The sequence below is a fragment of the Pontibacillus litoralis JSM 072002 genome (assembly GCF_000775615.1).
GTDB lineage: Bacteria > Bacillota > Bacilli > Bacillales > BH030062 > Pontibacillus > Pontibacillus litoralis.
On record NZ_AVPG01000026.1, the window covers coordinates 19169 to 40966 of the forward strand.

The 21798-nt window shown below is 38.2% G+C and carries 15 protein-coding genes and 1 riboswitch; of the genes, 4 read left to right on the plus strand and 11 right to left on the minus strand.

All coding sequences use genetic code 11. From position 1 onward, the window contains the following. Window positions 1-81: 81 nt before the first annotated feature. The 5 genes from N784_RS13620 to N784_RS13640 all read right to left on the minus strand — a co-directional run bounded on the left by N784_RS13620 (window position 82) and on the right by N784_RS13640 (window position 7086). A complete protein-coding gene (locus N784_RS13620; protein WP_052127330.1) occupies window positions 82-843 on the minus strand; it encodes a sporulation protein in 762 nt (253 codons plus the stop codon). Between the two features lie 531 nt (window positions 844-1374). After that, window positions 1375-2112 carry a LytR/AlgR family response regulator transcription factor gene (locus N784_RS13625; RefSeq protein ID WP_036835751.1) on the minus strand — a complete coding sequence of 246 codons (738 nt, stop codon included), beginning with the start codon at window positions 2110-2112 and terminating at the stop codon, window positions 1375-1377. Window positions 2113-2187: 75 nt separating this feature from the next. Continuing rightward, window positions 2188-5136, minus strand: a complete 2949-nt coding sequence (locus tag N784_RS13630; protein ID WP_036835752.1) for an ATP-binding protein — start codon at window positions 5134-5136, stop codon at window positions 2188-2190. A gap of 163 nt (window positions 5137-5299) precedes the next feature. Next, a complete protein-coding gene (gene thiT, locus N784_RS13635; protein ID WP_036835753.1) occupies window positions 5300-5890 on the minus strand; it encodes an energy-coupled thiamine transporter ThiT in 591 nt (196 codons plus the stop codon). Window positions 5891-5991: 101 nt separating this feature from the next. Continuing rightward, window positions 5992-6094: riboswitch (TPP riboswitch) on the minus strand. Window positions 6095-6153: 59 nt separating this feature from the next. After that, the gene (locus N784_RS13640; RefSeq protein WP_036835755.1) at window positions 6154-7086 is read right to left on the minus strand and encodes a ketopantoate reductase family protein; all 933 of its coding nucleotides are present in this window, start codon (window positions 7084-7086) and stop codon (window positions 6154-6156) included. A 204-nt stretch (window positions 7087-7290) separates the two neighbouring features. Between N784_RS13640 and N784_RS13645 the strand changes: the two genes are divergently transcribed. Further along, window positions 7291-8970 (plus strand): methyl-accepting chemotaxis protein, encoded by a 1680-nt coding sequence (locus tag N784_RS13645; protein ID WP_036835756.1) that lies wholly within the window; start codon window positions 7291-7293, stop codon window positions 8968-8970. 155 nt (window positions 8971-9125) lie between these two features. On the opposite strand, the gene nhaC is transcribed toward N784_RS13645, so the two are convergent. Further along, the gene (nhaC, locus tag N784_RS13650; RefSeq protein ID WP_036835757.1) at window positions 9126-10553 is read right to left on the minus strand and encodes a Na+/H+ antiporter NhaC; all 1428 of its coding nucleotides are present in this window, start codon (window positions 10551-10553) and stop codon (window positions 9126-9128) included. Window positions 10554-10769: 216 nt separating this feature from the next. Between nhaC and N784_RS13655 the strand changes: the two genes are divergently transcribed. Beyond that, window positions 10770-12053: a Na+/H+ antiporter NhaC family protein gene (locus N784_RS13655; protein WP_036835767.1), complete on the plus strand. Its 1284-nt coding sequence runs from the start codon at window positions 10770-10772 to the stop codon at window positions 12051-12053. A 224-nt stretch (window positions 12054-12277) separates the two neighbouring features. Here the strand turns inward: N784_RS13655 and N784_RS13660 are convergent, their stop codons facing one another. From N784_RS13660 to N784_RS13670, 3 genes are all read right to left on the minus strand, one after another. Further along, entirely contained in the window at window positions 12278-12871 is a 594-nt protein-coding gene (locus N784_RS13660; RefSeq protein ID WP_036835758.1) for a nitroreductase family protein, read from the minus strand. Between the two features lie 156 nt (window positions 12872-13027). Beyond that, on the minus strand, window positions 13028-14125 hold the full coding sequence (locus N784_RS13665) for a M24 family metallopeptidase (RefSeq protein ID WP_084600265.1): 1098 nt from the start codon (window positions 14123-14125) through the stop codon (window positions 13028-13030). Between the two features lie 34 nt (window positions 14126-14159). Then, window positions 14160-15557, minus strand: a complete 1398-nt coding sequence (locus N784_RS13670) for a sodium:solute symporter family protein (RefSeq protein WP_036835759.1) — start codon at window positions 15555-15557, stop codon at window positions 14160-14162. Between the two features lie 490 nt (window positions 15558-16047). On the opposite strand from N784_RS13670, the gene N784_RS16395 reads away from it, so the two are divergent. Further along, window positions 16048-16566, plus strand: coding sequence for a 3D domain-containing protein (locus N784_RS16395; RefSeq protein WP_084600266.1), 519 nt, complete (start codon window positions 16048-16050; stop codon window positions 16564-16566). 182 nt (window positions 16567-16748) lie between these two features. Further along, window positions 16749-18251, plus strand: a complete 1503-nt coding sequence (gene hutH, locus N784_RS13680; RefSeq protein ID WP_036835760.1) for a histidine ammonia-lyase — start codon at window positions 16749-16751, stop codon at window positions 18249-18251. A 52-nt stretch (window positions 18252-18303) separates the two neighbouring features. On the opposite strand, the gene N784_RS13685 is transcribed toward hutH, so the two are convergent. Next, window positions 18304-19809 carry an SLC13 family permease gene (locus tag N784_RS13685; protein ID WP_084600267.1) on the minus strand — a complete coding sequence of 502 codons (1506 nt, stop codon included), beginning with the start codon at window positions 19807-19809 and terminating at the stop codon, window positions 18304-18306. 244 nt (window positions 19810-20053) lie between these two features. Continuing rightward, entirely contained in the window at window positions 20054-21559 is a 1506-nt protein-coding gene (locus N784_RS13690) for a DUF11 domain-containing protein (protein WP_036835761.1), read from the minus strand. Window positions 21560-21798 lie beyond the last annotated feature (239 nt).

Genomic DNA, 21798 nt, shown 5'->3' on the forward strand with positions numbered 1-21798 from the left:
TATGCTTTCTCGTAAAAAAAACAGCCATGACACATCTTTGATAACGCAAGATATGTCATAGCTGTTTAATCTATAAACGTATTATTTTTTAAAGTGATCAATGACTTGTTGTAACTTGTTCGCAACTACAGACTGCCCTTGGGCTAATTCCTCATTTGATAAATGAACACGAACGTGACTCTCATCCATATCTAGCGCTTCAGCAAAGAGACCACTTAATCCTTTAGCACGACGGTCCACTTCCATTACTAATTCTAATCCGTTCTCTTGCGGAAAGAATAATACTTCTAGCTCATCAAGATCCTTTCGATAAAGACTACCTGGAGTAAATTCATATTCCTGGACGATATAACGTTTCTTATACATTTCCATGTCCACTTTACGCAACGTGAAAGAGAGTTCATGCTGTAATGCTGTTAATACGGTTTGAACCTCCTCTGAAGGATCAACATGAATGTAATCACGGTCTTGTGGATCTACCGCCATTGGTATATCTAATCCTGTTTGGAACCAAATGGGCAGTCTTCCAAAGCTTGCAGGTGTATGATCAGGAAGATTAAACGCAAACTCTAATTCCTTTCGCTCTTCTGCTTGAAGCGTAAATGATTCTGTAATAGTAAAACGATGGATTACTTCTTCTTCCCTTACTTTACGATCATCGACCTCTTTCAACACTTCCGTCATAAGAAAAAGGGTAATACCATCAATTTGTTGTTCTACGTTACCACCTTGAATCATTATTCTACCATTTACCGTTTCACCTGCCATGTAGCGGTCTTTCTCCAATTGTGTATCCACATTTGCAGAACCGATGCCAAGACTAGCCATGATTTTCTTAAACAACACTCATCATCCTTTACTTAGTTTATATCTTAACTGTGTTTACGGCATTAATAATGAAAAAGTTTCACTATTTTCATAGAATAGTTTCCCTTCTTCTATGATACAAAAAAAGCGCATCTTTTTCTATGATAGAAAAAGGCGCTTTTTTTGTGACTTGATATATATTTAGTCGTCTCTCATGAAATGTCTCTATCTTTATAATAGAGGTCAATTGGCATATAAACAAGTTGCATTTATACTGACTTAATTAAAAAGAAAGGGAGAAAAATTAAGAGCTTAGTATAAATAAGTTGCTTCCATCTATTTAGCAGCGGATGAAACATACATGGTAAGCAAAGTTGTTTAAAGCATGTACTGACCTCAAGACTTAGATTACCAAGAAATGCACCTCATGGTCAAAAGCAAATGAGCGGTTTCAAACAATAAAACAGCCAGTTCAAACAAAAAAATAACCTATTCACACTAGAAAATTACCTTTTTAACGCAAAACAGGAATCCTTTCGTTAAATTAGGATTCCTGTTCACTCTAGATTAGCTTGATTCACTCATTAAATGTTGAATGCGTTGTATATTCTGTTTCGATATTTGAGCTGGCGTCTCATATCCATCAAAGAATACTACGTAGCTTTTTCCTGATGCTTGAATTCGATTCACTCTCGCTAAATTAATAATAAATGAGCGATGGGATTGAACGAAATGCTCGTCTAAAAAATCTAAGTAATACTCTAGTGTTTCCGATGATGAGTATTGTGCTGTCGGCGTGTGAATAATCGATTTGCGATCACTTTTTTCTATAAACAAGATGTCCTCTACTTGCACATAATACAAAGAACGATTAAATCGAATAGGCAATCGTTGCATATTGGCACCTGTCTGTTGCCCTTTTGATTGCTTCTTACCTAATACATCCTTTGCTCTCTCTAAAGCTAACATCAATCGACTCATTTCAATCGGTTTTAATATATAGTCTACTGCATTTAAATCAAATGCTTGTACAGCAAAACTCTCATATGCAGTCGTAAATATATATTTTAATGAAGGTCGTGTCTTTTGTAATTCAGTTACAGCTTCTATCCCTTTTCTTTTTGGCATTTCAATATCGCACATGACGAGATCTGGTTGGTACTTGAACACCTTCTCTATCATTTCTTCTCCATCTTCCGCTTCACCTACTACTTCAAACGAATCTGCTGCCATTTTTTCAATCATTTGTCGCAAAAGTTTACGGGAAGGACCTTGATCATCTGCGATTAAAAGACGATAAGTCATCTACATCATCCTACTGCTAAATAATTTTTCTTAATTATAAGTATATAGTAAAATGTATAATTTGTTTAGCTTTTTTCACTCAGAATTATTATTACACAGATGCTTTTGAATTACGTCAATGAACTTCGTCACTTGTAATGGTTTCGTGACATAATCATCAAAACCGGCCGTCAACCCTTTCTCAATATCACGTGGCATAGCGTTTGCACTAATAGCAATTACTGTCGTCTTAGACGTTTCTGGGGTTTGCCTTAATCTTTCTAATACTTCATAGCCATCCGAACCTGGCAAGTTTAAATCTAATAGTATCATATTTGGCTCATGTGCTTGCGCTAAATCGACTCCCATTTCTCCATTAGTAGCAGCTAACAATTCAATTTCAGGATACTGTTCTAATATCTTCTGCACAAGGTGAAGGTTAGCAGGATTATCTTCTACATACAATAATTTCTTCCTACTTTTATATCGTCCATGCTTCATTGCTCGTTGTCGCTCAGAGGATTTGACGTGCAAAGTTTGCTGATCTACTAGCGGCAAAGCAACAGTAAACGTACTCCCTTGGCCTTCCACACTTTGTACCGTTATCGCCCCATCCATCATAGCTACTAATTGCTTCGTTAATGTTAAGCCAATACCAGTCCCTTCAATCACTACGTCATCGCGAATACGTGTAAATGGTTCAAATATATTAGCAATATGTTTATTATCAATGCCAAAACCAGTATCCTCCACAACAAAATGCAAGTACTCTTGTTTTACGAAGCAAGAAAAATGAATCGACCCTTTCTCGTAATTATATTTAACAGCATTTGAAAGCAAATTTAACAATACTTGTTTAAGCCTTGTCCGGTCCGCATAAACGTACAGTTGTTCACATTTATCTATCGCTGTCGTCAACGTAATATCCCGTTTATTTGCAAGCGGTTGTATGATACTAAACACTTCTTCCATCACTGGGGAAGCTTCGACTGGCTCAATGGAAACAGATAACTTGCCTGAATCAATTTTAGCTAAATCTAATATTTCATTGATGATCGCTAACAAATGATTACCCGCTCGAATAATTTCTTCTACATTCTCCAATTGTGACTCAGTTAAACGATCTTCTCCATCAAATTCTAATAATTGAGCAAATCCTAATATCGCATTCATCGGTGTCCTTAATTCATGACTCATACTAGATAAAAATTCAGACTTAGCCTCGGAAGCACGCTCCGCTTCTTCTTTTGCTTGTTTTAACGATTGTTGCAATTCTTTCAAGTCTGTAATATCTCGGACTGTTAACACGTATTGATTGTGACCTATATAGGAGTCAGTAATCGGTGACAATCTACCTTGGAACCACCTTTTTCCACCTATCGTTTCGATATAATACTCGATATTTTTCACTTGTTGCGTTTGTTTCACTTCTTTAATGGAATCCATAAATAGTTGTGCATCTTTTGGAGAGAATACTTCATCAATCGTTGTGTTCATTAATTCCTCTTTCGGCATAGATAGCTGTTGTTCATCTCTCGTCCAAATCGTTAAATAATGACCATACTCATCTAAGCGCATAATAATATCGTCGATGGAAGAAATAACAGCTTTCAAATCAGACTCCCGTATGACAATCTCCTGTTGAGCGTTATGTAACGCAATATTAGCTTTGCCTAGCGTTTCACCCATTACTTGAATACTAGAAGAAATGTCGTCTAGTTCTTGAATGTCGTATATTTTTCTTTGCTGAAAATAATCTCCTTCACCGATTTCATGGACCATATCGTTCATCTCCATAAGTGGCGCTGAGAACTGGTAACTCATTTTACGAGCATACTTGGACAAATACAGCATATAAACGACGTATAAAAGGAATAATCCCGCAATCATAAACGCCCCGATACGTAATAATTTCTCATTGACTGTCGTTATATTATTATAAATGTTCTCCCCTTGCACAATCACCATCAATTTCCACCCTGTGCTTGGTACAGTTGACCAGGCCACAACTTGCTCTTCTCCTTGTAGCGTAACTGTGGACATCCCTTTATGCTGCCCTTCCATTTCAGCAGCAAGTTTTTTAGTTTCTTCTCGATTATACATATTAAAATCTTTTGGTTTAATCGTACTTTCTAAAACCGCTCGATGGTATGTTTGATTTTTAAGTTCAACCCCTAGCAATTGCTCCCCTTTCTTCGGCAAGGCAAGAATCGCTCCATCATCTTCTACCAACACGCCAAATCCATCCCAAGGTATATTTAAATCTAATACATCATTTGCGATAGTCGATACTTTCACATCAATGCCAACGACACCTTCAAGAAAATTACCATGATATACAGGTGCGATAGCGGAAGAAATCCATCCTCGACCAGCTTGATCTAAATAAGCATCTGTCCACTTCACTTTCCGATATGGATTATGCTCTTCGTTTGCTTCATAATAAAAATCGTATTGAGCAAAGTTCAAATATGGTGCATATTCATGCATAACCTTAAAATACGGATAGATGACATTTAATGAGTCATATGTATTAAAGTAAACGGACGAAATCAAGGGCTCTGACTCATAAATATGTTTCATAAATGATTGTGTTGATAAAACCTGGGCGACTTTATTCATGTCATGCTCATCTCGAGGTTGAAGCGCGCTATAATAAACCGCCGCTCCGTCTTCTGCGCGATTTTTCGTAGTATGAAGAACGCCCTCTTCCGTATAGCCTAATCGCTGACGATCAACTTCTTCTAGACTGACTTCTTGCTGTAAAGCTAACTCCATCTCTTTTCGAAACAAATCTGTCATTCTAGAAATCGATTTCACCTCATTGGAGATTACTTGACCTTCTCGTATCGCAACTTGCTCTATATCTTCAAAGGCTTCGTCCTCTAGCCCATTAACCGTTACCTTTTTGGACCATTCGTATGTAACGAAATAAAGCAAGCCAAAAATCATCCCTACAATAAATAAAGGAAGTAACGTTTTCCTTCTAAACGAATGCCATAGCCACATTTTTAGCGGCCATTTCTTTTGCACGTCTTCGCTCATTGAACCATCACCTTCTACGTAGCTTCACCAATTTCATTCCTTCATCCATCTCTTTCAACAAAAAAAGACTTTGACATCATGATACTATATCCGAACAAATAGGTGTAGGCATTATGAAAAAACACCCTCTCCAATTACGGAGAAGGTGCTTCATTTAGATTTACTAAGCAGCATGTCTCTCATTCTGTTTAGTTGAACGAATAAGCTGTGGCCTAGAATATAGTATAAAACTTAACACGATGGCACTAATTACAAAAGAAGGAATAATATATCCCGCATTATACGTTAAGGAGTAGTACCATACAGCCATCCCTTCAGGAGCGAATGATCCAAAGAATACGACACCACCTATAAAATGGCTTATTAAACGTCCCATACTACCAATAAATGTACCAAGTGTTACATAAAAGATGAACTTCTTTCTATTCTCTGAACGCAAAGCACGTTGAACGTGGATGGAAAATATCCCCGCTAATCCAACGACACTATACGCTAATGGATAGTCTAAAATGTACTGAACAGGATGAACGATATACGGATTAATGAATGAATTAATGATTCCTACCATCAACCCTGTTACTAAACCGCCTTTAAGCCCCCAACGAAAAGCCATGAATAATATAGGAAGCATCGCCAGTGATATCGATCCTCCTTGAAGCCACAATGGAATGGATAAGTATGGTAGGCTAAATACAATTCCCAGCGCCGCAAATAATGAAACCTCTACAATAAATAATACACGTTGATTCCTCATCATATCTCTCCCTTATTCTTATTAAAAAAGCGCACAAAAAAAGCCATGCAAAGGGAGAGCCTTCGATGGATTTTACCTTTTATAACGTGGCATCACATTGTACCATCCAAAAGCCACATCCCTACGTAAGTATGAACTAACAGGTTCATAGGGTCAGAACAACTTGTTCACTCTCAGCCAGTTCAGGCTCCCCTTGTGGACTCTCTTTTATTCACTTTACATCCATTATAAGGAATACGGAAATTTATTGCAACTATTGGTTTTTATGTTGTTGTAATCTTCTTGTTGTTTTCATATGCTTTTAAAATGCCATACATCATATAAATGTGTGGCATTTCCATTCTTACGCTATCTGCAAGTCTTAATGCTCCCCCTTGCAGATGATCAACTTCAAGCATGAGACCTTTTCGTTTATCTTGATGCATAGAAGAGGTAGCATCATCTGAAAAGGACAACATTTTCGACATATTGGCTTGGACCGTTTCCTCTGTAATAGGTATGTTATAAGCGTTCGCAAGCATTTTCATTTCTTCTAATACACGTTTGGTTGCCATTAACGTGGCAGGTACTTTCTTAACCGTTTCAATTGGAAAGTCGCCAACCGTAGTAATACCCGAAAAAGCCGTGATAAACATATATTTTTCCCACATGTCATACCGTATATTATCTCTATACAAAGCATCCATATTGCTATCTTTCCACACTTTAGATAAAGCTGTACAAAGAGGTTCTTGTGATGGGTGAAGTGCCCCAAAGTATAGATTGTGCTCTTGACTAGAATGAACGACATGTCCACGATCATCTAGTGTCGCTATTATAAATGCAAGACCGCCAAGCACATTTTCTTTTCCTAGTTCTTCTTGCAGCGTGTAGATGTGTTCGATTCCATTTAATAATGGTAATACTTTAGCACCTTTATTGACCAACCATTTCAACTGTGGCATTACGTCCGTTAAGTGGTACCCTTTCACAGTGAGCAATACGAGATCTACCTTTTGAATTTCCTTTACATGTTGTACAACGTGCGGTAGGTCAATCGTGTAATTACCATGTGGACTGTAAACCGTCAACCCACACTCTTCCAACTGCTTCGCTCGACGTGGCCGGACATAGAATTGGACGTGGTGTCCTGCCTGATCTAGCCTTGCTCCGAAATAACCACCTAATGCACCAGCACCAATAATCGTAATTTTCATATTCATCACCTCTCCTTGAAATTGTAACAGAATTTTCTAATAATTTGTACGCTATTTTCGTTTTAAGTGTTCGACAATCTCCTCTATGCTCTATTGTGATTTTTTATATAGATAGGTCTAATAGACTGGTAAAACGTTTTCACATAAGATACAATAATAACCATGTGTGTACTAAAGAAGCATTTAATATAGGAGGAATTTAATGTGAGATGGAGCATTCGCACGAAATTATTCAGTGCTTTCGTAATCATGCTAGCCTTTTTAACCTTATTAGGGGCTATCGGCATTACGCATATGATAAAAACAAATCAAATACTGGATGATATAAAGCAAAATCAACAAAGAATGACTATATATAATAATATTGCCTTTCATACCGTACGTTCAAATGCTGCTATTCGAGGATTTATGAACTATGAAGAGGATTTTATGATGGAGAACCATTTTTCCATCCGAGAAGAGGTGCACGCATCCATTGATCAATTAAAACAGCTAGGGGAAACAAGCGAAGATTTCACACAGTTTGAAGCTGACTTCCATGCATGGGAGCAAGCTATTGATGAACAAGTAATTCCACTATTGGAAGAAGATCATTTAGAGGAAGCGCTCACTGCATCTAAACCTATTCTTGGAAAAGGATCGAAAAATCTAGTCGAATTCTCTAAAGAAAATGCTATAGCAATTGATCAACACATTAGGAATGAAATAACACAAATGAACAAGAATGGATCATTCGTATTTTCGTTCACGATTATAATGGTTATTATAAGTGTAATTATAGGAGCTACCATTGCTTTTGTTTTTGGGAATCGTATTTCGAAAGCATTGCAACATTTTATTGCTCAAACAAAGAAATTTACAACTGGAGATTTCACCATCACCTACGATACAAATCTTCCATCTGAATTTGGTACTTTAGCCATCTCCATGAATAATATGACCGATACGTTAGGAGAAACATTACAACAAATTAGCACGTCTGCAGAGCAAGTAGCAACAACAGCACAGCAATTAACCGCTAATGGACAAGAAGTAAGTCGAGCTACTATTGAGATCGGCGAATCCATTCAAAACATTTCCGTCGGCATCGATCAGCAAAATGATAAAACGAAGCATACTGGACACAAAATTAACAATGTATCACAAGAAACAGATCAAATATCTTTAAACATTCTCTCTGTAAACGAACAAGTGAAACTAGCAACAGAGAAAGCTAATCAAGGTTTCGATTTTGCCGCTACAGTTACGGATCAAATGGAAACGATTTTAACAAACACGAATCAAATCACAACAAGTTTACATGAGCTAGAACACCAATCAGTCATGATAACAAAGATTGTTTCCATTATTTCCAACATTGCTGAACAAACAAATCTATTAGCTCTCAATGCTTCGATTGAAGCCGCACGAGCTGGCGAACATGGGAAAGGTTTCGCCGTTGTCGCTACACAAGTGCGACATTTAGCAGAACAATCCGGCAAAGCTGCTAATGAAATACATACATTAGTAGAAACAATTACAAGTCATACAGACCAAGTCGTACAGGCGATGGAAAGCAATAATCAATCTGTTCAAAAAGGAAAAGAAATGGTGGATGTTACAGCTGAAACCTTTTCCGCTATTTCTGAGGCGGTAAATCTAGTACAAACGGAAACACAAAACGTAACAACTGCCGTTCACAACGTACATGATCATATACAATCAATCGTACAAGACACCGATTCGATTGTGCAAATCTCATCAACATTTACTGATGAATCACAAACAGTTGCGGCCGCCATTGAACAAGAATCGGCGATGATGGAAGAGGTTGCAGCTTCAGCAAACGAACTTTCCAACCTAGCAACCCAGCTCCAAGATTCCACTAAGCAATTTAACTATTAACAGAGTGTGTCTAAAAAGGAGTAAGCCACCTCTTTTTTAGACACCAGAATGTGCACATACATTTCACTTTTCATAAAAGAGGCTGGGATATAACCTAGTAAAAATCAAAAATGCGCATGAAATCAAATTTAAAGCCTTGATTTCATGCGCTTTCATCATGCTGATTGAGAAGATTCACTTGGGTCAGGTGATACTGGTTGTACATTTTGTTTCTTTGCAATTGTATATCCTGTTATAGCGAAAATGATGGATAGGATAGGGACGATAATGTTTAAAATAGCGTAAGGTGCGTACACGAAAGGATGAACACCAAGTGTTGCAATGATAAACACGCCACACGTATTCCAAGGTATAAACACTGAAGTCAATGTGCCCCCATCTTCGACAGCACGAGATAAATTTTTCGGGTGTAGATTCATTTTATCATATGCTTCTGTGTACATTCTTGCAGGTAATATGACTGACATATATTGCTCTGAAGCCGTTAAATTTGTAAAGAACGCGGAACCAATTGTAGTAACGACTAGACTTCGACTGGTTTTGGCAAAGGAAATGATTTTCATTACGATTGCACGTAGCATACCAGTCTCTTCTAACACGCCACCAAACGTCATGGCGACAATCGTTAAAGAAACGGTGTACATCATGCTTTCTATTCCACCACGATTTAATAGCTCATTCAGCATCACTATATGCGACTCAAAAGCATAACCATCATGGAGAACAACGACCGCTTCCCCAATAGTACCAGGTTGAATAAATACATGAGAAAGAAAACCAAGCATCACGCCAACACATAAAGCTGGCAATGCAGGGACACGAAAAATAACTAACACAATAACTGTAAGCGGTATCAAAAGTAACCAAGGTGAAATAACGAAGTGTTGTTCTAACCCTTTTAGAACAGCAGCTACTTGTTCTGATTCAATGGAATCCGTTGAGAAAGAACTCCCCATCCATGCGTAAACAATTAATGTAATGATAAATGCAGGAATCGTTGTATGTAACATATGCTTAATATGTTCAAATAGATCTGCACCTGCAATACCTGAAGCAAGGTTCGTTGTATCGGATAATGGGGACATCTTATCTCCGAAGTAAGAACCGGAAATAATGGCTCCCGCAATCATCCCTTCTGGAATCCCTAAACTAATACCTACGCCCATTCCAGCTACCCCCATCGTCGCCATCGTCGACCATGAGCTCCCAATGGAAATAGCTACGATAGCACACAAAACAGATATAGATACGAGGAACCAAGACGGTGAAATCAATTGTAAGCCATAATAAATTAACGATGGTACAACTCCACCACCGATCCATGCCCCGATAATTAACCCTACGAGTATAATAATGACAATCGCTGGTAGCGCGTGTCTGATTCCTTTATAAATACTTTCTTCGATTTCTACTGCTGTAAACCCTTTCAACCAAGCAATTACTCCGGCAACCATAGTACCGAGAATAAGAGGTATGTGAGGACTCCCTTCAAATTGAATAATAGTAAATCCCATAGCTACAATCATGACAACTAATGGTATAAGAGATAGCGTAAAGGAAATTTCTTTTTTCTTTTGCGACATGTTCTTTCCACCCCTTTTTTCTACATAATTCACATTTTAAAGTAAAATGATAATCTTATCAATTTTCTTTTAATTTATTTTTTATTTTTTAAGATAATTATTACTCTTCGGAATAGATGTAGAACATTGACATTATCACGTTAACCATATAAAGTGTAATGAGTTAAAATCGAGATGGACTGTTTTGAAATTGTGAACTGGAGTGACATCATGAGTATGAATTCAAAGAACAATCCTTTTGCTTTATTACCTTTTATTATTTTTCTAGGAACCTTTTTACTTGCAGGCATCTTAACAGGTGATTTTTATCAAATCTCTATGCTTATTCCTGCTTTGTTAGCGTCCTTCGTTTCATTCATACTACCTAATAAAGATCGTTTATCTGAACGGGTGGAACAATTCGCCAAAGGTGCTGGGCACCCGGATATTATGATTATGGTAATGATTTTCATTTTAGCTGGGGCTTTTTCATCTGTGGCAAGTAGTATTGGTGCTGTAAACTCTACCGTACAGTTTGCCCTTACGTATTTACCGGAGAATATGATTATTGTGGGAATCTTTATTATCGCTTGTTTTATATCGCTTGCAATGGGAACTTCTGTTGGAACCATTGCCGCTCTTGCACCCATTGCAGTGGGAATAAGTTCAGAAACTGGTTTGCCAAGCGAAATGACAGTAGCTACCGTAGTCGGCGGTGCTATGTTCGGTGATAACTTATCCATTATATCTGATACAACCATTGCCGCTGTACGTACTCAAAAAACGGAAATGAAGGATAAATTTAAAACAAACTTCTTCATCGTATTACCAGCAGCTATCGCGACAATTGCTTTGCTGTTCTTTTTATCTTATGGGAGTTCAACTGGTGTGTCCGCTACTTCTTTCGAGTGGATAACAATCTTACCTTATATAGGTGTATTAGCTGGAGCACTAGCAGGAGTAAATGTGTTAATTGTGCTGTTCGGGGGCATTTTATTAGCTGGACTTATTGGTGTTTCTTCTCCTTCTTATACGTTTATTGACTTGTTTAATCATATATCGGATGGAATTACAGGCATGTCCGAGCTTATATTGTTAACGATCATTATCGGAGGCATTGTGTCGATGATTCAATACAATGGAGGCATCGATTTCATTCGACATGTTTTAACGAAACGTGTACGCTCGAAAAGGGGCGCAGAAGCAAGTATTGCAGGACTTGTAGCCTCTACCAATTTAGCTACAGCGAATAACACAATTGCCATTATTACATCTGGACAACTAGCAAAACAAATTGCAGATGATTACAACATCGATAGGCGAAAATCAGCAAGTTTACTTGATATATTTTCTTGTACGGTACAAGGATTAATTCCATATGGTGCACAATTGCTAGCAGCCTCGCAATTTAGCGGACTATCACCAGTTGTCATGCTTCCTTATTCATTTTATCCAATCTTCATTGCAGTTATGGGGATTATCTCAATTCAGTTTGATTTTCCAAAACTGAAGAAAAAATAAACTTTTCAAATCTAAAAGGCTGGGACAAGAGTTAAGATACCAACGAAATCTCTTATTTTACCAAAATCGAAAGCGCATGAAATCAAAGTTTTTAAATTTGATTTCATACGCTTTTTTGATTTTCAATAGGTTATGTCCCAGCCTCTTTTTCACAAAAAAAAGCCATCTTCCTTTAACAAAGACAGCTTAAGAGAGAGGTATATTATTATCAGCAGTAAATCCTGTTAATACGCATTTCGAATGACTAGTTTATCCACTACTGGTGTACGATCTTTTGCTTTCGGAATTTTGGCTGGACGCCCAATATGTAGGACACCTACAATTTTTTTCGTCGGATCTATCCCCATCGCTTTGTAAAACTCTTTATCTTGAATATAAGGATTCGTTTTCCACACCATGCCAATATTGCGTTCCCAACCAAGTAGTTGAAGATTTTGCATCATGGCACAAGTCGCAGCAAAGTCTTCTTCCCAAACCTTTCTTTCGTCGGCCTGATCCATTGTAACAATCAAATGAATGGGACATTGGTGCATCATATCATACAACTTCTCTTTCTTCTTGTTCACTGTTTCTTGCGCATACCCTTCAAAAATATGCTGCCGTTCATAACTGTTCACAATCTCATCATACATCTTCGTTCTTGCATTGGACGTAATGGCCATGAAAGACCATGGTTCACGTGTTTTATGATTCGGAGCATAAACAGCAACGTCTAATAAGTCAACCATTTCTTGTATATCAATAGGCTCATTTGTAAAATTCCGTATAGTTCTTCTTTCTTTAATTACTTGTTGTATCGTCGTTTGTGTGGAAAGCATCTAATCCCCCATTTTTATAACGCTCAGCTATACTAAGCGAATACTATCAATATCTACATGTTAATTGAGAATGGTTCTCTTTGTCAATGAAATTTATTCTCAATTTAAAAAAGAACACCCTTAGCCTTTATAGACTAACAGAGCGCTCCTTCTCATTTACTTAATAATTTGTAATTCTTTGGGGTATTTCGTTAATGTTTCAAATCCATCTGATGTAACAAGGACATCATCTTCAATACGGACGCCACCAATAACGGAATCATAAATGCCTGGCTCAATCGTGTAAGTCATTCCTTCTTCAAGCAGTTCATCATTCAAATGGCTCATGGATGGGTATTCATGTACATTAATGCCTAATCCGTGACCTATGCGATGAGGGAACAATTCACCATAGCCCGCCTCTGTTATTACGTTTCGAGCTACCATGTCTAAATCACCAATTCTTGCACCTGGTTTACTCGCTTGTAAGGCAGCTAGTTGGGCCTGTAACACCGTATGATACATCGCTTTTTGCGCATCTGTTCCTTCTTTAAAAAGGACAGTTCTAGTTATATCAGAAGTATAACCGTCTAACACGACACCTAAATCAAATAGAACAAAGTCTCCTGACTGCAATACGCGCTCCCCTGGGTTTCCATGGGGCTGACCAGACTTCTCACCAAATAGCACCATTGTTGAAAAAGACATTTCCCTTACACCTTTTTTCTTCAACTCATACTCAATAGTTGCTAATACTTCCATTTCTGTGATGCCTTCCCGTATGGTTTGAACACCTACTTCTACTCCATAATCAGCAAGTTGGGCCGCTTTTTTCATTATAGCGATTTCTTTATCGTCCTTCACAACTCTCATACGGTTCAACGTTTCATCAACGGAACGAATGCTCGCTTCTGGGAACATAGCTAAGAAAGCTTGACTACGACGATAAGAAACGACTTCCTGTTCAAATGCTACTACGCTAGCAGAAACGGTCCGCTTTATCAATGCTGTATGAATCATATCCCAAGGATTCTCATGATCATAATAGCCAATTATTTCATGCTTCCAACCTGCCGCTTTCGCTTGTTCTTTCTCCATACCTGGCACGACAAATAACGGCTCTTCTTCTTGAAAGACAAATAGGCCCATCAATCGTTCGTGTGGATCTGTATGAAACTGTGTAAAATAAAATACATTTTCCGTTGAATTTAAAAACACAACATCGACTTTCTCTCTTTTCATCCAATCGGTTAACTTATGTAAACGATGGTCCACTCCAATCACTCCTCTATATTTATTCCATTTTCTATTAAGTTAATGCGTGGCTATTACGATGACTTATGAGCGTTACGATCATTAAGACAAGTGTCGCAATCGGTACTGCAACAACAACACTATTAATCTCATAAGGTTTGCTAAGGATTACTTCCCAAATTAACGTTGAAGATACACCAGCCACCATAGAGTATATACCTGCTTTGGCGGTCACTCGCTTCGAGAAAAACACTGCCAATACAGCCGGCGTAACACCTGCTCCATACACAGTATAGGCATACATTTGCACACTTAATACCGTTGGAAAATAGCTAATCAGTATAAATGACATTATACCTAATATAACAATAAAAGCTTTCGTTATGTTCAACTTTTCCTTATCTGATGCTTGAGGTTTTACATAGCTCGCGTATAAATCAAACGTTACATTGGTCGCGGCAGAAAGTAAAAATGAATTTCCTGTTGTAATAATAAAGGACGCAGCCGCTGCTAACAATATTCCTCCAATTGCAATAGGCATTACCGTTGTCGTTGCCATTAGAGCCATGCCCGGATCAATATCGGGAAAAATGGAGCGCGAAGCAAAGGCAATAAACGTAATGGAAGGAGATATAACAAGCATGGCTATTAACCATCCAATTTGCGCTTTTTTCGATGATGCGTCATTCTTCGATGAGGCGATACGTTGATACATGTTCTGATCTCCTAATAATAGAAACAACGACGGCAGCAAATACCCCAATAATTGGATTGGCGTTAAACCACCTGTGAATGTCATATGTGAAGCGGGTACATTGGATACTATTTCCCCCCATCCTCCTGCAATGACCCACATCGTTGGTACGGTGATGATTAAGCCGCCTACCATGAGGAAACCACTTATCGCGTCTGTCTGCGAAACAGAACGTAATCCACCAATCATCGCTAAGAATATAATTAGAATCGCACCGATGAAAGTTCCCGTTTGCACAGACATGCCCGTTGTAATGTTCAGGATAAATCCGAATCCTTTCATTTGATAGGATACAATCCCTACATAAGCAAGAATAATGATGATGCTAGCTACATTCCGTGCCGCTTTCCCGTATTTCTCTTCCAAAATTCCAGAAACCGTATACTTTCCAAACGCTCGTATTTTAGGTGCTATAATATATAATACAATGATTCCAACTAATGTCGGTAACATTAATAAAAGAGCTGGTATCACACCGTATTGAAACGCCATTGACGTTTCTCCTCCAGAAATACTACCACTACCAGTCCAAGTTGCTAATAACGTCCCCATCAAAACAAAAGGACCTAAGCTTTTACCAGCTAGAACAAAGTCTTCGCTATTGGATACTTTCTTAGACATAACCATTCCAATGATGACCATTATGATGGCATAAATCGCTATAAACCATAATAATGTAGGTTCTTGTTGCAATTCCATTTGTTACTTGACCCCCATAATTGTATGAACTACTTCTTTGATGCTTTTATGTAACATAAGTTTCTAGTGAACTCTCACACAATATCTTAATACATTATTACCATTCTAACTTATTCCACCGAAAAGTGTAGTAAAAATTTTGATGTTTCATGAATTTTCCCCAAAACCCCTCCCCCTAATCCAAGTTCATTAAGTCGTAACCTTACGTTCCAATCAAACGGTATGAGTGTCTTGCGTTATAAACATGCTAACAATATTTAATACATTCGTTCACATACTTTATTAAAATAGTCAATTATGAAATGTTATCAGTATCAATTTCCACGACAACCATTATTAGGAGGTAATATTACAAATAAGCTACAATGACGGGCAACTCTTTTACATATGTAACATTTGTATCGTGTTTGACTTACAATTGTCATGCCTCGTTAATAGGAATACATACCTACTCTTGATATAATGTTGCCTTAGTCAGGAGGAATTACTTATGAAAAAAGGCGTCATTTATATATTATTTGCTATTCTATTAAGTATCAGTATCGGAGCACAAATTAACACAATTTATGCGGACACGAATGTAAAAGAAGCAATGAATATGAAAAAAAAGCAAACAGTGCTCGCTGTCAAAAAAGAAACACCTAAACTTACAAAGAATCAAGCTCGAGAAGTTCATACAAACGCTCAAGCGATTGATTATAAACAACAACCAACTTCTACAAAGACGATGGTAATGGAAGCAACCGCTTATACTGCGAATTGCACCGGATGCAGTGGTATAACACGAACTGGTCAAAACTTAAAAGCAAATCCAAATCAAAAAGTAATTGCTGTCGATCCAACCATTATCCCACTTGGTTCGAAGGTTCACGTAGAAGGGTACGGGACTGCCATTGCTGGAGACACAGGCGGAGATATAAAAGGAAATCGTATTGATTTATTTATCCCAAACCGTCAAAATGCGCTTAAATACGGACGACAACAAGTAACAATAGAAATCATAGAATAACATAAAAGGGCGAAAAGGGTACTCTTCACATGGCAGTACCCTTTTTTCTTTAACTCTTTAGCCGCTTAATTCATTATTGGCTTATCACAGTTCATTGCAAAGTATCGAACCTCATTTTACAATATTCACAAAGGTCTAAATATTCTTACCTATATTATGAAATGAGTAAAGGGGGTTAAAAAATGGTGACATTAACAGGGGAGCACCTTACTATCCATAAAATCAAACAAATTTGTTACGATAATCAACCTGTTGAAATAAGTGACTATGTACGAGAACGCATCCAAAATAGTCGCCAGGCAGTAGAGTCTATCGTTAGAAATGGAAGAACCATATATGGTATTAATACCGGGTTCGGTAAATTTGGTGATGTAAAAATTGCCGAAGAAGACGTCAACACGTTACAACTGCACTTAATACGCTCACATGCTTGCGGTGTAGGGGATGCCTTTGATCCTGTCGTTGTGAAAGCAATGATGGTATTACGTCTGAACGCATTAATAAAAGGATACTCTGGCATTCGTGTAAACATAGCTGAACAACTAGTGACATTGATTAATCGAAACATTATTCCAATCATTCCTCAACAAGGGTCATTAGGCGCTTCAGGCGATTTAGCACCTCTATCCCATCTCGCTTTAGTGCTCATCGGTGAAGGAAACGTGTATTACCATAACAAACCGCACCCTACTGAAGAAATATTTCATTTAGAGAAGATAAAGCCAGTCCAATTACAAGCTAAAGAAGGTTTAGCGCTTATTAATGGTACGCAAGCGATGACAGCACAAGGGATCATCAACTATATAGAAGCGGAACAGTTAAGCTATCAAGCAGAATGGATGGCAGCGCTGTCGATAGAAGGTTTACAAGGGATTATAGACGCATTCCACCCAGCCATTCACGAAGTAAGAGGTTATGTGCAGCAATGCAATGTTGCTGCTCGCGTGAAGCACCTTTTACAAGATAGTCAATTAACAACACACCAAGGAGAAAAGCGCGTCCAAGATGCTTATTCCATTCGATGCATTCCGCAAGTTCACGGTGCAACATGGCAGACTCTTGACTATGTGAAAGAAAAACTAGAAATTGAAGCGAATGCTGCAACAGATAACCCGTTAATTTTTGATGAGGGAAAGACTATCATTTCAGGCGGAAACTTTCACGGACAACCGATTGCGTTGGCGATGGACTTTATGAAAATAGCTGTTGCAGAGTTAGCTAACATATCAGAACGAAGAATTGAACGACTCGTCAACCCACAACTTAACGACCTTCCACCATTCTTAAGTGCGAAACCTGGATTACAATCTGGAGCAATGATCATGCAATACACAGCCGCTTCTCTAGTTTCAGAAAACAAATCACTCGCCCACCCAGCTAGCATTGATTCCATTCCTTCCTCAGCAAATCAGGAAGACCATGTCAGCATGGGTACGATTGGCGCAAGAGTTGCTTATACAATTATTCAAAATGTTCGACGCGTTCTTGCTATTGAACTTATTTGTGCCATGCAAGCTACAGAATACCGTGGTACGAATAAAATGAGCACGAAAACAAAAAAATTATATGAACAAGGAAGAGCAATTGTTCCTTCAATTATGGAGGATCGCATTTTTTCCAATGATATAGAAAAGCTAACCGATTGGTTGGAGGGCGGAAATTTTAATTGGGATAGCTGTTCCTAGTATTTAAGTCAGAAAGAAAGGCACGGAAATAAACGTTCCATGCCTTTCTCCTTTATTGAAATATAGGTGGGAACGAATGTAAATTTATGTCCCACGCAATTGGCAAGTAGACGTAAATCGCAATTGATATCATTAGAATGGCTAGTATATTAAGCCAGACGCCTGCTTTTGCCATGTCTGATATTCGTAAGTATCCTGAACTAAATACGACAGCATTTGGTGGTGTTGCAACCGGTAACATAAAGGCACATGACGCAGCGACACCAGCTCCTATCATAAGGCTGTAGGGATGTATATCCATTGCTAAAGCGAGGGCAGCCATAATAGGAAACATCATTGATGCAGTAGCAGTATTAGATGTAATTTCCGTTAAAAAAATCACTAACGTAATAACAGCGATTAGTATGATAAAGAAATGCACTCCTTCTAACACAGTTAACTGATTTCCTATCCAATCGGTTAAACCTGATTGTTTAAACCCTGATGCAATAGCAAGTCCACCTCCAAACAATAGCAATATTCCCCAAGGCAACGTCTTAGCTGTTTCCCAATTCATTAAATACTCTCCCTTATGGTTTTTAGAAGGGATCATAAACAGTACTACGGAAGCTACTATCGCAATCATAGCATCACCGATTTGCATTTGTGGGAATAACCGCTCTAACACAAATGGACGACTAATCCATGTAATCGCTGTCATAACAAAGATAATGAATACCGTTTTCTCTTCCATAGACATTGTACCTAATTGCTTACGTTGTTGACGAATGACTTCTTTTCCACCGGGGAAACGCTTTCTTTCCATTGGATAAGCAAACTTCACTAAGTATAACCATGCAATACCTAACATAATGATTGCAAAGGGAATACCGAATACCATCCATTTAGCAAAGGAAATTTCCACCCCATAGATTTCTTTTACAGCGCCAGCGAAAAACGTATTGGGTGGCGTTCCGATTAATGTTCCAATCCCACCAATTGAGGCTGAATAGGCAATACCTAGCATTAACGCTTTTCCAAAAGAGGAGTTCCCATATGTAATATTATGCTCACTTCCCTCTTTTAACGCACTTTGCATTTGATAAATAATAGCTAACCCAATTGGAACCATCATCATAGCCGTAGCCGTGTTGGAGATCCACATCGAAAGAAAACCAGTCGCAACCATAAACCCTAAAATAATTTTCTCTGTGCTCGTTCCAATCATACTAATCGTCACTAACGCAATCCGCTTATGTAAATTCCAACGTTCTAATGATAACGCAATAATAAAACCGCCAAGAAATAAGAAAATCGTGTCGCTACCGTAGGATGCAGTCGTTTCTTCTAATGCTAGTCCACCAGTTAGCGGAAATAACACGATAGGTAAAAGCGATGTCGCTGCAATTGGGATAGCCTCTGTTATCCACCAAGTAGCTATCCATAATGTAGAAGCAAGCACCGCCCTTCCCTGAAAAGCTAAAGACTCTGGTTGAAAGAATAACAAGGTCAACATAAATAAAACTGGCCCTAAAACTAGACCAATTCGACCTTTCTTATTTATCTCTTTCTCTATCATTTGTAAATCCCACCCCTTAATTAAAAATACACAAAGCAATCCACTATATACCAATTATACATGATGATTATATGATTATCTATATCAGAATACAAGGTTATAAAATTTTGAATATGCTGACTAAGAAATTACAACTCCCCTATGTACCCCTCGCGCGCGCTCAGTCTCGCGAGGATCATGATCACGTTAGTATTATGCCTACCTCTGATGAATAAATGTTTCACTTTAAGTTTCAAGAATCATTTCAACAATCTTTCGGACGGCAATCATTACAATTCTTACAAATATTCGTAATAACCTTATTGCTCGTCGTCACTTTTCCTGGGCAACCCTCATATTCGATTTCTGCTTCATCTGTTACAAAGCACGGTGGTTGTTTCGCCCTGACCAGCACCGAAAAGCTAATCGTTCTCGTCTGCCCAATTGCTAAAGTACCTATATTAATACCAGCAGCTGGATTGGATCCTGGAAGCTGAATCCCATCCACAATGACACTATTATCGATAAAGTCTACACCGCTCGGAATAACGTCCGTAAAGATAACATTATCCGCATCAGATAAACCTGTATTCGTTACTGTAATCGTATACGTTAATACATCTCCAGGACAAGCAAGTAACGGATTGACACTTTTCAACACTTCAAATACTGGATCCCCTTCATCGATTTGTATGCCAAGTGCGTTCGGCATATAAGCATCCCCAATGGAAGTAAAACGAAATACAGCAGACATTTGATTGTTTACTAGATTAGCTGATGCATCGACATTAGTAATATCCCACCCTTGACGTCCAGCAACGATGTTCGTTCCGGGAGCCCCATTAATTTGATTTCTTGATCCATAAGTACCTGACGTGTCCAGATTGCCGGTATCATCATTAATTTGTGATGCAAAGAAATTCGTACTGAAATTGTTAGGGCCTGATAAATTAAAAGCTGGATTGGCAACATCCGCTGCAGTAGGAGCAAAGCGAGCCTGGTCTCCAGTAATAGCAGCATCTCCTTCACCAGCACTAAGTAGCACTCTCCCATTTACAGGTCCTGCTGCCGGTGTTGAGAATCCACTTACAGGAACGTCAACAATTGAATTTCCTGTACTAACTATGCCATTGGCACCAACGAATAACGTCATATTACGAAGTGGTAAGGCAATATTTCGATACACTACCGCTAACGTCCAACCAGCATGATTTGTTGCAAACATCGAAGCATTCAATGGATCAACAAGCCCAGGCACTCCGCCAGTTGAATATTGACCAGCCCCTTCTCCTATAACAATGTTTGTCACATCAGCCGAGCGCATATAAAAACTAATATCATTACCAGATACAACTATTGTACCAGTGTTAGCTGTAACTGGATCTGGTGCTACGATACGAGGTGCTCCACTAGGACCTGTAAATGTTACAGAATTATTAATGCTTCCAATAATATTTTGGTCTCGTGATTCATAATTTCCTCCCCATATTAACTCTGCATAAAGAACCGTGCTACCAGCCGGAATATTGAGAAGTGCTGCCGAGCTATTTTGATTAAAATTTAATGTTGTCGTTGCTCCTGGTGTTAAGGGACCTGGGTCAATAGGAAAGGCATCAACAGGTGGTAGCGCTGCATTTAAGGTAGTAAAAGCACCAATTGCACCATTAGTTCCTGCATTATTTGTATTCGTTTCTTTACTAAGTCCTAAAGTGTTTCCTGTAAAAGTCATGGCACCACATGTAACAGTATTAAAACGATTAATAAAGGGCACTTCATTAAACCTCCTTTCTCTTACAAAAGAATGGCTTTATCATTCAATTCCAAGACTTAGATAGTAGAATAACTAACCAATATACTTTTTCACTTTCTATATAATCATATGGTGACTTATATGATTTAGTGTTGGTTGTACGCCCTATTTAGCCATATCTAAATGAAAGAGGTAGAATTTCAGTAAACCCCCAATGAGATTTTAATCACATTCACAACATACAATAGTTATGACTTGAT